General features: G+C 69.2%; 13 protein-coding genes. 5 read left to right on the forward strand and 8 right to left on the reverse strand.

The genetic code is table 11. The annotated features are described in order from the left end of the window. Positions 1–254, reverse strand: a 254-nt coding sequence (locus ACTHNQ_RS02385) for a multidrug ABC transporter ATPase (protein WP_440330830.1), incomplete at its 3' end; no start/stop codon positions are given. A 165-nt stretch (positions 255–419) separates the two neighbouring features. Between ACTHNQ_RS02385 and ACTHNQ_RS02390 the strand changes: the two genes are divergently transcribed. Next, positions 420–803, forward strand: a complete 384-nt coding sequence (locus ACTHNQ_RS02390; RefSeq protein WP_018172537.1) for a cold-shock protein — start codon at positions 420–422, stop codon at positions 801–803. Next, the gene (locus ACTHNQ_RS02395; RefSeq protein ID WP_440330831.1) at positions 787–1,638 is read left to right on the forward strand and encodes a DUF3027 domain-containing protein; all 852 of its coding nucleotides are present in this window, start codon (positions 787–789) and stop codon (positions 1,636–1,638) included. Before ACTHNQ_RS02390 ends, ACTHNQ_RS02395 begins: the two co-directional genes overlap by 17 nt. Before the next feature lie 71 nt (positions 1,639–1,709). Here the strand turns inward: ACTHNQ_RS02395 and ACTHNQ_RS02400 are convergent, their stop codons facing one another. From ACTHNQ_RS02400 to ACTHNQ_RS02425, 6 genes are all read right to left on the reverse strand, one after another. Then, on the reverse strand, positions 1,710–4,028 hold the full coding sequence (locus ACTHNQ_RS02400; protein ID WP_440330832.1) for a glycoside hydrolase family 3 N-terminal domain-containing protein: 2,319 nt from the start codon (positions 4,026–4,028) through the stop codon (positions 1,710–1,712). After that, positions 4,025–5,095: an ABC transporter permease gene (locus ACTHNQ_RS02405; RefSeq protein WP_440330833.1), complete on the reverse strand. Its 1,071-nt coding sequence runs from the start codon at positions 5,093–5,095 to the stop codon at positions 4,025–4,027. Before ACTHNQ_RS02405 ends, ACTHNQ_RS02400 begins: the two co-directional genes overlap by 4 nt. 3 nt (positions 5,096–5,098) lie before the next feature. Continuing rightward, positions 5,099–6,178 carry an ABC transporter permease gene (locus ACTHNQ_RS02410; protein ID WP_018172533.1) on the reverse strand — a complete coding sequence of 360 codons (1,080 nt, stop codon included), beginning with the start codon at positions 6,176–6,178 and terminating at the stop codon, positions 5,099–5,101. Next, complete coding sequence (locus tag ACTHNQ_RS02415) at positions 6,175–6,981, reverse strand: ABC transporter ATP-binding protein (protein WP_440330834.1); 807 nt, start codon at positions 6,979–6,981, stop codon at positions 6,175–6,177. Before ACTHNQ_RS02415 ends, ACTHNQ_RS02410 begins: the two co-directional genes overlap by 4 nt. After that, entirely contained in the window at positions 6,978–7,820 is an 843-nt protein-coding gene (locus tag ACTHNQ_RS02420) for an ABC transporter ATP-binding protein (RefSeq protein ID WP_440330835.1), read from the reverse strand. Before ACTHNQ_RS02420 ends, ACTHNQ_RS02415 begins: the two co-directional genes overlap by 4 nt. 86 nt (positions 7,821–7,906) lie before the next feature. Continuing rightward, the gene (locus ACTHNQ_RS02425; RefSeq protein WP_440330836.1) at positions 7,907–9,562 is read right to left on the reverse strand and encodes an ABC transporter substrate-binding protein; all 1,656 of its coding nucleotides are present in this window, start codon (positions 9,560–9,562) and stop codon (positions 7,907–7,909) included. A gap of 200 nt (positions 9,563–9,762) precedes the next feature. Between ACTHNQ_RS02425 and ACTHNQ_RS02430 the strand changes: the two genes are divergently transcribed. Further along, complete coding sequence (locus ACTHNQ_RS02430) at positions 9,763–10,419, forward strand: TetR/AcrR family transcriptional regulator (RefSeq protein WP_440330837.1); 657 nt, start codon at positions 9,763–9,765, stop codon at positions 10,417–10,419. A gap of 44 nt (positions 10,420–10,463) precedes the next feature. Here ACTHNQ_RS02430 and serC read toward each other — a convergent pair whose 3' ends face one another. After that, positions 10,464–11,579 carry a phosphoserine transaminase gene (gene serC / locus ACTHNQ_RS02435; protein WP_440330838.1) on the reverse strand — a complete coding sequence of 372 codons (1,116 nt, stop codon included), beginning with the start codon at positions 11,577–11,579 and terminating at the stop codon, positions 10,464–10,466. Between the two features lie 119 nt (positions 11,580–11,698). Between serC and ACTHNQ_RS02440 the strand changes: the two genes are divergently transcribed. Further along, on the forward strand, positions 11,699–12,400 hold the full coding sequence (locus tag ACTHNQ_RS02440; RefSeq protein ID WP_440330839.1) for a metal-dependent transcriptional regulator: 702 nt from the start codon (positions 11,699–11,701) through the stop codon (positions 12,398–12,400). A gap of 218 nt (positions 12,401–12,618) precedes the next feature. After that, positions 12,619–13,524, forward strand: coding sequence for a M23 family metallopeptidase (locus tag ACTHNQ_RS02445; RefSeq protein WP_440330840.1), 906 nt, complete (start codon positions 12,619–12,621; stop codon positions 13,522–13,524). Positions 13,525–13,787: the final 263 nt, after the last annotated feature.

Below are 13,787 nucleotides of genomic sequence, written 5' to 3' on the forward strand. Positions count from 1 at the left end.
CGGTTCGCCCGAGCCCTCCGCACGAAGCTCATGATGAGCACGGCGAGCAGCATCGCGAAGGCGACGATAGGGGCGAAGTATACGAGGACGCCGACGAGCGGCCAGATGCCGGTGTCCATCTTCGCGCCCGCGGAAGAGGCGATCATGATCGCGAAGAAGCACACGATCGACAGTGCCAGCAGGCCCAGCGACATGAAGGCCAGGATGCGGTCGATGCGGCGTACGGGGACGTCGCCGTCGGGTTTCGTGCTCATCCGCTCCAGCCTACCCGTCACGATCAGGGATTCCGGTCGTCCGGACGCGTCCCTGGGTACCGGTGCGACTAGGCTTGAGGCGTGGGGGTTGCACGACCCCCGCATTCGTCATGCACTGTTTCGCCCGCGGGATTCCGCGCGGCACCCTATTCAGCGAGGTTCGCGATGCCCACCGGCAAGGTCAGGTTCTACGACGAGGAGAAGGGGTTCGGCTTCATCTCTTCGGACGACGGTCAGGACGTCTTCCTGCACGCCACCGCCCTGCCCGCCGGCACGCCCGCGCCCAAGACGGGCACGCGGCTCGAGTTCGGCGTCGCCGACGGCAAGCGCGGCCCGCAGGCGCTCTCGGTGCGCGTGCTCGACGCCCCGGTGAGTCTCGCGAAGCGTTCGCGCAAGCCCGCCGACGACATGGCCATCATCATCGAGGACCTCGTGAAGCTCCTCGACGGCATCGGCGGCGACCTGCGTCGCGGCCGCTACCCCAGCGGCGCGCACGCGAGCAAGGTCGCTGCGGTTCTGCGCAAGGTCGCCGATGAACTCGACGCCTGATCCGACGGCCGACGCCTTCGCCGACGACGGCGACTCCGTCGCCCCCGAAGGGACGGTGGATGCCGTCGCCGCGGCCGATGAGACGCCCGAGGCCGACGTGACGGTGGAGGTCGACGTCGAGGTCGTCGAGGTCGAGGCGGGGGTGCTCGACGCCCTGCTGGTCGATCTCGTGGACGAGGCGGCCGATGCGGACGCCGAAGCCGAAGCCGAGGTCGTCGCGGTCGAGCCCGATCCGTCGCTCTTCGAGGCGCACGATCTGGCCCTGGCCGCCCTGCGCGAGATCACGACGGAGGCATCGATCGGCGAGCCCGCCGATTACCGCGTCGAGCCCGACGGCGTCGTGTCGCTGCGGTTCGCCAACCGGCTGCCCGGGTATCCCGGCTGGTTCTGGACGGTGAGCCTCGCCCGCGTCGAGGGGTCAGAGCCCACGGTCCTCGAGGTCGAGCTGCTCCCCGGCGACGGAGCCCTGCTCGCCCCCGACTGGGTGCCGTGGGCGGTGCGCCTGTCCGAGTACCACGCCGCACAGGCCGCACTCGCCGAGGCGGCGCACGCCGACGACGACGCGGACGAAGACGACGACGTCTCTGATGAGCTCGATGACGTCGACGATCTCGATGCCGCCGACTTCGACGACGACGGGTCCCCGATCCTCCACGCCGGCGATGTCGACGGTGTCGACATCGACGTTCTCGACGCATCCGCGGACGAGGACGAGGACGAGGACGAGTCCGACGAGGACGAGTCCGACGACGACGAGGACGACGACGACTCCGAAGACGACGAAGACGACGAAGACGACGAAGACTCCGACGAAGAGCGTCACGACGCGTCCTGAACCGCGACCGGAATCCGAAAGGGCGGTCCTCCGCGCCCGCAGCGCGCAGAGGACCGCCCTTTCGCCGTCCCTCAGGGGTGCTGGACCGCCTTCGGGTCGGGGGAGGCCACGCGGAATCGGGCGTCCAGCAACGCCTCTTCGCGTGACGACGGGCCGACGAGCAGATCGAACTCGCCGGGTTCCACGATGCGCCGGCCGGCGGCATCCACGATCGTGCACTCCGCGACCGGGACCGACAGCTCGACCGTCACGATCTGACCCGGTTCCAGGTCGACGTGGCGGAACGCCTTCAGCTCCTTCTCGGCCCAGCTGACCGACGTCACGACGTCGCGGACGTACACCTGGACGACCTCGTGCGCGGGGCGCGTGCCGGTGTTGCGCAGCTCGACCGTCGCACGGACGGTGTCGTCGTGGCCGAGCTCGGTGTCGACGATCCGCAGCCGGTCGTACTCGACCGTCGTGTACGACAGGCCCTCGCCGAACGCCCACGCGGGGGACTGCGTGAGATCGGCGTAGCGGTCGCCGTGCTGGCCGCGGATCTGGTTGTAGAAGATCGGCAGCTGTCCGACGTGGCGGGCGAACGAGATCGGCAGACGTCCGCTCGGCTCGATGAGCCCGAGCGCGAGCTCGGCGATCGCGCGGCCGCCCTCCATGCCGGGGGAGGCCGCCCAGATCACCGCGGAGGCGCGCTGCGCCGACGGCGGCAGAACGAGGGGCTTGGACGCCATGAGCACGATCACGAACGGCGTGCCGGCATCCGCCAGTGCGTCGATCAGGGCGATCTGCCCGCCGATGAGGTCGAGGGTCGCCGTCGAGCGGCCTTCGCCCACGAGCTCGATCACGTCGCCCACGACCACGACGGCGACGTCGGACGCCTGCGCGGCGGCGACCGCCTCGGCGATGAGCGCCTCGTCGGGCGGCGAGGGCACCACGATCTGCGGGCGCGGCTGGCCGTCCGGGAAGAACGCGCCGGCCGGATCCTCTTCGAGCGTCAGCACGTCCGCGCCGCGCGCGTGGGTCACCGTCCAGTCGGCGGGCGCGAACGAGCGGAACCCGTCGAGCACCGTCGTGATCATGTCGCGCGGCTGACCGTCCAGCCACCCGGCCTGACCCGAGCCGCCTGCCCAGTCGCCGAGCTGCGTCTGGGCGTCGTCGGCCAGCGGGCCGATCACGGCGACGCGGCGGGCTCCGGCGTCGCCCGGGAGCGCGCGGCCGCCGGCATCCGCCGAGTATCCGCCGTCCAGCGGCAGCAGGCCGTCGTTGTGCAGCAGCACCAGCGAGCGGCGCGTGAGTTCGAGGTTCAGGTCGCGGTGCTCGGCGGTGGCGATCTCGCTCGCGATGCGGGCCTCGTCGGGCAGGCGCGGGTCAGCGAAGAGGCCGAACTCGAACTTGAGCAGGAGGATGCGCGAGACGGCGCGGTCCAGCGCCTCCTCGGTGAGCAGACCCTGCTCGATCGCGTCGAGGGCACCCTGGAAGAAGCCCGGCGTCGTCATGATCATGTCGTTGCCGGCGTTCACGGCGGCCGCGGCGGCGTGCGCGTAGTCGGGCTGCACCTGCTGCTCCCAGACCATGCGGCCGACGTTGTCCCAGTCGGTGATGAGGGTGCCGGTGTACCCCCACTCACCGCGGAGCACGTCGTTGAGCAGCCAGTCGTTGATCGTGATCGGCACGCCGTCGGTGGTCTGGTAGCCGATCATGAAGGTGCGGCATCCCTCCCGTGCGACGCGCTCGAACGGCGGCAGGAACCACGAGCGCAGCTTGCGGCGCGACAGGTCGGCCTCGCTGGCGTCGCGGCCGCCCTGCGTCTCGGAGTACCCGGCGAAGTGCTTCGCGGTCGCGAGGATCGCCGTCGGGTCGGACAGCCCGTGGCCCTGGTAGCCGCGCACCATCGCCGAGGCGAGCTCGCCGATCAGCAGCGGGTCCTCGCCGAACGTCTCGTCGACGCGTCCCCAGCGCAGGTCCCGTGCGATGCACAGCACGGGAGAGAACGTCCAGTGGATGCCGGTGGCCGCGACCTCGACGGCGGTCGCACGCGCGACCTTCTCGACGAGGTCGGCGTCCCACGAGGCCGCCATGCCCAGCTGCGTCGGGAAGATGGTGGCCCCCTCCCAGAACGAGTGGCCGTGGATGCAGTCCTCGCCGACCAGCAGCGGGATCTGCAGCCGCGTCTGCAGCGTCAGCTCACGGGCGCGCAGCACGCGCTCGGGAGACGTGTGCAGGATCGAGCCGACGTGCTTGCGCAGCACGTGGTCTTCGAGGTCGTCGCGCGCATCGAGCTGCATCATCTGCCCGACCTTCTCTTCGACCGTCATGCGGCCGAGCAGGTCTGCGATGCGGTCGGCGACCGGGAGCGTCTCGTCGAGGTAATTCGGGATGGTCGCGGTGGTCACGCGTTCTCCTGGGTCTTTCTGTTCGTGCGCACGACCGTGACGGTGTCGTTCACGTTCATGCCCTTCTTCTTCATGGCGCGGGCGCGCTCGCCGGCAGACCGCAGGCGCGGGTTGACGTATTCGTCGATGCCGAAGTTGATGAGCGACAGCGCGACGCCGATCGCCGCGATGCACAGCCCGGGGGGCAGGTACCACCACCACTGGTTCTGGCGGAACGCGCCCTGCGCGCTCGCCCAGTTGAGGATCGTGCCCCAGTTGTACGTCGTGACCGGGATCACGCCGATGTACGACAGCGTGGTGAGCCCGAGGATCGCGGCCGTCACCGTGCCGACGAAGCTCGCGGCGATGAGCGCCATCAGGTTGGGCAGCATCTCGACGGTGATGATCCGTCGCATCGGCTCGCCGTTGGCGCGCGCGGCCTGGATGAAGTCGCGGGTACGCAGCGACATCGTCTGCGCCCGCAGCACGCGCGCCCCCCACGCCCAGCCGATGAGTCCGAGCACGAGGGCGATCAGGATCAGCGGCGGGTCGTCGAACATCGAGGCGACGATGATGATCAGCGGAAGGCCCGGGATGACGAGGAACACGTTGGTGAGCGCCGACAGGCTCTCGCTGCGCCACCCGCTGAGGTAGCCCGAGATCACGCCGATGACGATCGCGATGATCGTCGCGATGATCGCGGCGAGGAAGCCGACCACGATCACCCCGCGGGTGCCGTGGATCACCTGGCTCAGCACGTCCTCGCCGATGTGGGTCGTCCCCAGCCAGTGCGCGGCCGACGGCGGCTGGAAGCGCGCCGTGTTGTCGATGCGGGTGGGCGGATACGGCGCCAGCACGTCGGCGAAGATCGCCACGAGCACGAAGAACCCGAGGATCGACAGGCCGGCGATCGACTTCGGATTGCGGAACATCGCGAACGCCGAGCCGAGCTTCGACCAGAAGGTCGGCTTCTTGGGGGGAGCGGATGCCGTCGCCTGCGGCGTGCGGACGGTCGCGGTGGCCGGAACGCCGGCCTGCCGCGGTCCGGTGCCGTCGTTCAGTTCGGTGCGGTCGTTGACTGCGGTCATGGCTCAGGCCTCCGTCTGGCGGGTGCGCGGGTCGAGGAAGGCGTAGGCGACGTCGGCCAGCAGGTTCGCCAGGAGCACAGAGAGCGTGATCACCAGGAACACCCCCTGCATGAGCGCGTAGTCCTTCGCGTTGGTGGCATCCAGCAGCAGCTTTCCGACGCCCGGGTAGCTGAACACCATCTCCATCACGATCGTGCCTCCGACGATGAAGCCGAGCGAGAGCGCGAAGCTCTGGATCTGGGGGAGCACGGCGTTGCGGGCGGCGTAGCGCCACAGCACGCGGTCGTTGGGCATGCCCTTGGCCTGCGCCACCATGACGTAGTCCTCATCGAGCACCGTCAGCATCATGTTGCGCATGCCGAGCATCCAGCCGCCGAGCGAGGCGATGATGATCGTCGTCGCGGGCAGGAACCCGTGATGGATGACCTCGCCGACGAACTCGAGCGACCACTCGGGGGTGACGCCGACGCCGTAGGCCTTGCCGATCGGGAACCATCCGAGGTTCACCGAGAACAGGGCGATCGCGAGCAGCCCGAGCCAGAAGTACGGGATCGTGCTCAGGAACGTGGTGATCGGGATGAGGGCGTCGAGGCGGCTGCCGCGGCGCCATCCGACGATCGCGCCCCCGACCGTTCCGATCGTGAACGCCACGAGGGTGGCGAAGCCCACGAGCCCGACCGTCCACGGCAGCGCCTGGCTGATGACCTCGGTCACCGGCCGCAGGCCGTGCAGGAGCGAGACGCCGAGGTCGCCGTGCAGCAACAGGTTCCAGTACTCGAAGTACTGCTGCAGGAGCGACTTGTCGGTGTCGAGGCCGAGCAGCGCCCGCAGGGCTTCGGCCGCTTCGGGGCTCACGTTGCGGTTGCGCGCCAGATACTGGTCGACCGCGTCGCCCTTCATCATGCGCGGCACGAAGAAGTTGATCGTGATGGCCGCCCACAGCGTGAACAGGTAGAACACGGCCCGGTTGCCGAGGAAGCGCCAGGGGATGCGTCCGCGTCCCTTGACGGCGGTCGTGGCCGTCGTGCCTGCCGAGATGGCGTCGGGTTCCTGCGTCGGCAGCGACGAGTCGATGGCGGTCACTGTGCACCTCCGAGGATGCCGGAAGAGGCGAAGAACTTGTCGGGGTCGGGTGAGGCGGCCCGCAGCTCCTGCGTGTAGGGGTTCTGGGGTCGGAGGATCACGTCGTCCGCCGTGCCGCGTTCGACGATGCGGCCCTGGTTGAGCACGATGATCTCGTCGCTGAAGTGGCGGGCGGTGGCGAGGTCGTGCGTGATGTAGAGCACGCCGAGGCCGTGCTCGTGCTGCAGGTCCGACAGGAGAGTCAGCACGCTCATGCGGATCGACACGTCCAGCATCGACACGGGCTCGTCGGCCACGAGCAGGTTCGGTCGCGAGGCGAGGGCGCGGGCGATGGCGACGCGCTGCCGCTGACCGCCCGACAGCTCGTGCGGACGCCGGTCGATCACGGCGCCGGCGTCGAGGCGGACGCGCTCCAGCAGCCTGCGCACCTCGTCGTCGACCTGGTCGCGCGGGACGATGTGGTCCAGGCGGAGCGGACGCTCCAGGTGGTAGCGGATCGTGTGGTACGGGTTCAGCGACGCGAAGGGGTCCTGGAACACCATGCGCAGCTTCTGGCGGTAGGCCCGCAGCTCCTTGCCCCGACGGGGGATCGGCACGCCGTCCAGGCGCACCTCGCCGCTGGTCGGGGTCTCGAGCTGGGTGAGGATCTTGGCGATGGTCGACTTGCCGCTTCCGGACTGGCCGACGAGACCGATGATCTGGCCGGACTCGAGCGTGAAGCTCACGTCGTCGAGGGCCTTGATCTGGCCGGCGCCGCGTACCGAGTACGCCTTCGTGACGCCGTCGAATTCGAGGACGGTCATCGCGAGACCACCCCTCTCTCTGCGGTGAGCCGCGTCTCGGCCGTGAGACGCGGGAAGGACGACAGCAGGGTCTTCGTGTAGTCGTCCTTGGGCTGGGTCCAGATGCGCTCGGCGGTGTCGAGCTCGACGATCTCGCCGCGGCGCATGATGGCGATCCGGTCGCTGATCTCCAGGAGCAGCGGCAGGTCGTGGGTGATGAAGATGACGGAGAAGCCGAACTCGTGCCGCAGCTGGGAGATCTGGCGGAGGATCTCGCGCTGGACGAGCACGTCGAGCGCGGTGGTCGGCTCGTCCATCACCATCAGCTGCGGGCGCAGTGCGAGCGCCATGGCGATCATGACGCGCTGGCGCATGCCGCCCGACAGCTCGTGCGGGTACGAGCGGTAGCGCTGGCGGCCCACCTTGACGATCTCGAGCAGCTCGATGACGGCATCCCGCCGTTCGGAGCTCGACATGTCGGGCCGGTGCACCTCGAACACGTCCTCGAGCTGCGAGCCGATCGTGGCCACCGGGTTGAGCGCGTTCATCGCGCCCTGGAAGACCATGGAGATCTTGTCCCACCGGAAGCGGCGCATCTCTTCGACGTCGAGCGCGTTGATGTCGATGTCCTCGCCGGAGGCGTCGTGGAACATGACGGAGCCGCTCGTGATGACGGCGGGGGCTTTGAGCAGGCGCTGGACGCCGTAGGCGAGGGTGGTCTTGCCGCATCCGCTCTCTCCGGCCAGGCCGAGGATCTCGCCGCGGCGGAGTTCGAGGGTGACGTGCTTGACGGCTTCGACGGGGGGATCGACGTCGTATTCGACGGAGAAGTCGTTGATGGACAGCAGCGAGTCGTTCATCGGTGCAGGGGTTCGCTTTCTTGAGGCCTCACGTGGCAGGCGGGGCGGATGCATGGGGATGCACCCGCCCCGCCTGTCGTCGCAGATCAGCTGGCGGGCTTCAGCTTCGTCAGGATCTGGACCACCGCGGGCTGCGTCGGGTCAGCCGAAGCGTACTGGTCGTCCTCCGAGGGCCAGCCCACGTAGTTGCGGGTGTTGAACTCGCCCAGCAGCGGGTGCGAGCCGAGCGGGATCGCCGGCACGTCCGTCGCGAACGCCTTCTCCAGGACGGCGACGGCGGCTGCGCGCTCCTCGTCCGACGACGTGTTCGCGTAGGTGTTGAGCGCCTCGGTGACGGCCGGGTTGTCGTAGCGGCCGAAGTTGAACTGCGCCTTGCCGTCGACGATCCACTTCGGGTCCATCGTGGACGTGTAGAGGCCGTAGGCGTTGCCCGTGTCCTCCAGCCAGTGGATGATCATGTCGAACGTGCCCTCCTGGCGTGCGGCATCCCAGCCGCCCCAGTCCGGCTGGTCGACCTTGACGTCGATGCCCAGGCCCTCGCCGAGCTCCTCGGCGATGAGCGCCTGCTCGGTGTTCCAGTCGCTCCAGCCGGCCGGGACCGAGATCGAGAACGAGACCGCCTCGCCGTCGGGGTCGATCAGCTTGTCGTCCTTCCACGTGTAGCCGGCGTCCGTGAGGATCTGCTTGGCCTTGTCGACGTCGACGCTGTAGACGTCGCCCTCGTACTCGGCGTCGATCTCGTCGGCGAGCAGGTCGCCGAGGCCCGTGACGCTCCAGATCGGCGTGCTCGCGCCCTCGCGCGCCACGTCGACGTAGGCCTGACGGTCCACCGTCCACGCGATCGCCTGACGCAGGGCCGGGTCGTTGAACGGCTTCTGCTGCAGGTTCATGAACAGCGTGCCGGCGCCCGCGGTCGGCGATGCCAGGAAGTGGTTGGCGTCGTCGGCGGCCAGGAAGCTGTCCTGGATCTGCGGGATGAACGCCTGCGCCCAGTCCGCCTCCTCCGAGACCAGCGCCGTGGTCAGCGCCGCGTTGTCGCCGTACGACACGTAGTGCAGCTCGGGGACCGCCAGGTCGCCGCCCCAGTAGTCGGGGTTGGCCTTCAGGTTCACGGACTCCGTCGTCCAGCTGTCGAGCACGTACGGTCCGGTGCCGACGGCCATGCCCTCGCCGGTCAGCGGGTCGGTGTTGGGGTCGTCGATGTTCTCCCAGATGTGCTTCGGGACGATCGGCGTGTGCAGCACGCGCGCCTGCGCGGTGTACTTCGACTCCTTGAACTTCAGCACGACGCTGTCGCCGTCCGAGGTCGCGCTCTCGAGGTTGAGTGCCGACGTGTCGTTGAGCTTGCCGTCGATGTACATGTTGAACGTGAAGACGATGTCGTCGGCGGTGAAGTCCTCGCCGTCGCTCCACTTGACGTCGGCGCGGGGCACGACGGTCAGCTCGGTGTAGTCGTCGTTCCACTCGACCGACTCGGCCAGCCACGGGGTGGTGCCGAGGTCGCCGGTGGGGTTCACGAGCGCGAGCGGCTCGAAGATGACCTTCGCGTAGCCGTACTTCGATGCGGACGAGTCGCCGAGGTAGGGGTTGTGGGACTCGGTGGTGATCGCACCGTCCGGCTTGGCGATGGTGAGCGCCGCGCCCGACGAGTCGCCGTCGTTGTTGCCGCTGCCACCGGCGCAGCCGGTGAGCACCAGCGCCGCGGCGACACCCACGGCGGCGAGGGTTGTTCTGAGCCTCATTGCTTCTCCTTGATGTGAACACGACGTCGTGTCTCCCGGAGGTGGGTCGACGACGGCGTCAGGGTGATTGCCGGATCAACTTACAATCAAGTAAGTAATCTTTGCAAGTAGGCTTCATCCGCGACGCGGCGAGGCCGCCGATAAACTCGCACACGCCGGTTCGTCCGCCCGGAGAAGCGGATGAGAAGAGGGGGTCAACGATGGCCGGTCAAAGGCGACAGCCGCGGTCGCGACCCGAGACCCTTGCGCGTCGGCGCGACATCCTCGACGCCGCGGTCGAGACGTTCGGCAGCAAGGGCTTCGCGGCGGGCACCCTCCAGGACATCGCCGATCAGGTGGGCATGACCCACGCCGGCATCCTGCATCACTTCGGTTCCAAGGACCAGCTGCTCATCGAGGTCCTCCAGCATCGCGACGACACCGACGTCGCCGACCTTGAGGGCCAGCACATCCCCGACGGCATGCCGCTGTTCCGCCACCTCGTGCGCACGGCGTTCGTCAACGCGCACCGTGCCGGCATCGTCCAGGCCTATGCGGTGCTCTCGGCGGAGTCCGTGACGGACGACCACCCGGGCCGCCCCTTCTTCGAGAAGCGCTATCGCACCCTCCGTGCGGAGGTGGCGCACGCCTTCGAGGTCGTCTGCGCGGAACGCGGGGTGACCGAGCCTGCGACGGTCGGCCTCGCCTCGGCCAGCATCCTCGCCGTCATGGACGGCCTTCAGGTGCAGTGGCTGCTCGACCCCGACGCCGTCGACCTGGCCCGCGCGTCCGAGTTCGCGATCGAGGCGATCGTGTCGGCGGTGCTGGCCCCGCAGCCGTCGCCGCTGGAAGAGCCGGCGCCGAGCGCCCAGGGCTGAGGCGAGGGATGCCGGGCGCCCGGCATCCCTCCCTCCCAGGTTTCTCAGCCGAGACGCTCGACCGTGTAGTCGATGCAGCGGATCAGCTGGCGCACGTCGTCGGGCTCGATCGAGACGAACGTCGCGATGCGCAGCTGGTTGCGGCCGAGCTTGCGGTACGGCTCGGTGTCGACGATCCCGTTGGCGCGCAGGCTCTTGGCGACGGCGGCCGCATCGACGGCGTCGTCGAAGTCGATCGTCACGACCACGGGGGAGCGGTCGGCGGCGTCCGCCACGAACGGCGTCGCGAACGAGGATGCCTCGGCCCAGTCGTACAGCGCCTGCGACGACTCGCGCGTGCGCGCGTCGGCCCACTGCAGGCCGCCGTTGCCGGTGATCCACTCGACCTGCTCGTTCAACAGGAACAGCGTCGCGAGCGCCGGGGTGTTGAGCGTCTGGTTCAGGCGCGAGTTGTCGACGGCCTGCTTGAGGCTCAGGAATTCGGGGATGTAGCGGCCCGACGCGGCGATCCGCTCGATGCGCTCGATGGCCGCGGGCGAGACGATCGCGAACCACAGGCCGCCGTCCGAGCCGAGGTTCTTCTGCGGCGCGAAGTAGTACACGTCGGCCTCGTGCACCGAGAAGTCGATGCCGCCAGCGGCGCTGGTCGCATCGATCACCGTGAGGGCGCCCTCGTCGCCGTGCACGCGCTGGACGGGCGCCGAGACGCCGGTCGAGGTCTCGTTGTGCGGCCACGCGTAGACATCCACGCCCTCGACCGCCTCGGCGGCGGTGCGGGTGCCGGCGGGCACCTCGCGCACGTCGGGGGCCTCGAGCCACGGTGCGCCGGCAGCCTTGGCGAACTTGCCGCCGAACTCGCCGAAGACCAGGTTCTGCGCACGCTTCTCGATGAGGCCGAACGACGCGGCGTCCCAGAAGGCGGTCGAGCCGCCGTTGCCGAGGATGATCTCGTAGCCGGCGGGGACGCGGAACAGGTCGCGCAGGCCCGAACGGACGCTGCCGACGAGGTCCTTGACCGGCGCCTGGCGGTGCGACGTGCCCATGAGGGCGGCACCGCGCCCGGCGAGGGCGTCGAGGTGGGCGGGGATGATCTTCGACGGGCCGCACCCGAAGCGTCCGTCGGCGGGCAGGATCTCTCGGGGAAGCTCGATGTGCGCCATGCGTCGATTCTAGAGACGCGCCGCGTCGGCGCCGACCGCGTGACGCCGCTGCGCACGGCCTGGGTGTCCGGTGCGGAGGATAGGCTGTCCTTTGCCCCTTGAGAACTGAGGACACCGCGATGACAGACCTGATCGACACCACCGAGATGTACCTCCGTACGATCCTCGAGCTCGAAGAGGAGAACATCGTTCCGCTGCGCGCGCGCATCTCGGAGCGCCTCGGGCACTCGGGTCCGACGGTGTCGCAGACGATCGGCCGGATGGAGCGCGACGGCCTGGTCATCGTGTCGGAGGACCGTTCGCTCGAGCTCACCGACGCCGGTCGCCAGAAGGCCGTCGACGTCATGCGCAAGCACCGCCTGGCCGAACGCCTGCTCTCGGATGTCATCGGCCTGGACTGGGCGTACGTTCACGAAGAGGCCTGCCGGTGGGAGCACGTCATGAGCGAGCAGGTCGAGCGCCGCCTCGTCGAGCTGCTGGGTCACCCCACCGAGTCGCCGTACGGCAACCCCATCCCGGGCCTGGACCAGCTGGGTGATGTGCCGGCGACGCAGTTCGAGCAGGGGGTGGTGGGCCTCGTCCGCCGTCTCAACGACGCCGGCCAGCCGATCACCGGCACCGTGCGCCGCCTCGCCGAGCCCGCGCAGGTCGATCCCGAGCTGCTGCAGCAGCTGAAGGGCGCCGGCGTCGTGCCGGGCGCCGTCGGCGACTACCGCTTCAACGAGGGGTACGTCCTGGTCCAGATGCAGGGCAGCGACGAGGGGCTCGAGCTCCCCGTCGAGCTCGCCTCGCACATCTTCCTCGTCGATGAGGCCCGTTGACTCAGAGGTTTGCCAGGCGCGTAGCGTGACAGAATCGTGACCTTCGGGTAGCCTCGAACAGTCCACCAGGCGAGAAGCCCGCCGACCGGACCCCGCGTGGATCGCCTCTCCGGCTCGTCGTCCACGCGGTGAAATCCGCGCAACGTGTCCCGACGCCTGCGCCCTCACGCACACCCGACGAGCCAGGCGCCCCCGGCGCAGAGGCGCCGGAGGACAGTTTGGCTGAAGAGATCGAGTCGCACGCGAACCCGCCCGAGCACGACGCGACCCAGCAGACCCGTCGTGCACGCACGCGTCAGACCGCTCCCGCGAATCGCTCGCGCGGCACCGTGACAGCTTCGAAGTCCGCGCCCCCGACGACGTCGGTGTCCACGCGGCCCGCCGCGAAGAAGGGCCGCATCACCAAGCCGCTGCGGAGCCTCGTCATCCTGAGCATGGTCGGCGGCCTCGTCGCGACCGTCGCCCTCCCCGCGTTCGCCGCGGGCGCCGCCAAGAGCAGCGAAGAGCCCGTGACGCTGCAGCAGATGGCGATGGACGACGCGCAGACGTTCGTCGCGGCATCCGATTCCGCGAGCACCGAGCTGTCGCGCGACAGCTACTCGGCGACCACCGCCGAAGAGATCGACAAGAAGAAGGCCGCAGAAGCGGCGGCCGCGCGTGCTCGCGAAGCGGCGAAGCGCGCGTCGACGGCATCCGTCGGCGCCAACATCGCGCTCATCTCGCCCGGCACCGGTGAGGTGCGCTGGCCGCTCACCAACTTCACCAAGGGCCGCGGGCTGTGGGACTCGGGCTACCACCAGGGCGTGGACCTGCTGACCTCGTGCGGCACGCCCATCTACGCCACCGCGGCCGGTGTCGTGAAGGTCTCGCAGGAGAGCTACGGCGGCTACGGCGTGGCCGTGTCGATCGATCACGTCCTCGGCGGTCAGCGCGTCAACTCGCTCTACGGCCACATGACCTACGGCTCGCGTCAGGTCTCGGTGGGGCAGACGGTCGAGGCCGGCCAGCTCATCGGCCTCGTCGGCAGCACCGGAAGCTCGACGGCGTGCCACCTTCACTTCGAGGTCCACATCAACGGCTCGGTCGTCGACCCGTGGGCGTGGCTGCAGGCCAACGCCGGCTGACGCTCGATCCTGAGCCTGCACAGCAGACCGATGCCCCGCGCCGATGGTGCGGGGCATCGTTCTTCGACACGCCAGGCGATGTTCACGGTCCGCACCGCCCTCGTGCCTGCAGGGTGCGTTAGCCTGAATCCCGACGCTGAGAGAGCGGAGGGAGCCGATGGGCTGCACACCACGCATCCGAACCATGGATGCGCTCGGACTGCTCGTCCTCCGGCATTGCATGAGTGGATGCCGCGGCACTGCCGTGGCGCGTGGGCGCTGTC

This window comes from Microbacterium sp. (assembly GCF_051953575.1).
Taxonomy (GTDB): Bacteria; Actinomycetota; Actinomycetes; order Actinomycetales; family Microbacteriaceae; genus Microbacterium.

Excerpts from the sequence above, each read along its gene's own strand:
- ACTHNQ_RS02390 (WP_018172537.1), top strand. The coding sequence starts at position 420 with ATGCCCACCGGCAAGGTCAGGTTCTACGACGAGGAGAAGGGGTTCGGC.
- ACTHNQ_RS02395 (WP_440330831.1), top strand. The coding sequence starts at position 787 with ATGAACTCGACGCCTGATCCGACGGCCGACGCCTTCGCCGACGACGGC.
- ACTHNQ_RS02440 (WP_440330839.1), top strand. The coding sequence starts at position 11,699 with ATGACAGACCTGATCGACACCACCGAGATGTACCTCCGTACGATCCTC.
- serC (WP_440330838.1), bottom strand. The coding sequence starts at position 11,579 with ATGGCGCACATCGAGCTTCCCCGAGAGATCCTGCCCGCCGACGGACGC.
- ACTHNQ_RS02425 (WP_440330836.1), bottom strand. The coding sequence starts at position 9,562 with ATGAGGCTCAGAACAACCCTCGCCGCCGTGGGTGTCGCCGCGGCGCTG.
- ACTHNQ_RS02420 (WP_440330835.1), bottom strand. The coding sequence starts at position 7,820 with ATGAACGACTCGCTGCTGTCCATCAACGACTTCTCCGTCGAATACGAC.
- ACTHNQ_RS02415 (WP_440330834.1), bottom strand. The coding sequence starts at position 6,981 with ATGACCGTCCTCGAATTCGACGGCGTCACGAAGGCGTACTCGGTACGC.
- ACTHNQ_RS02405 (WP_440330833.1), bottom strand. The coding sequence starts at position 5,095 with ATGACCGCAGTCAACGACCGCACCGAACTGAACGACGGCACCGGACCG.
- ACTHNQ_RS02430 (WP_440330837.1), top strand. The coding sequence starts at position 9,763 with ATGGCCGGTCAAAGGCGACAGCCGCGGTCGCGACCCGAGACCCTTGCG.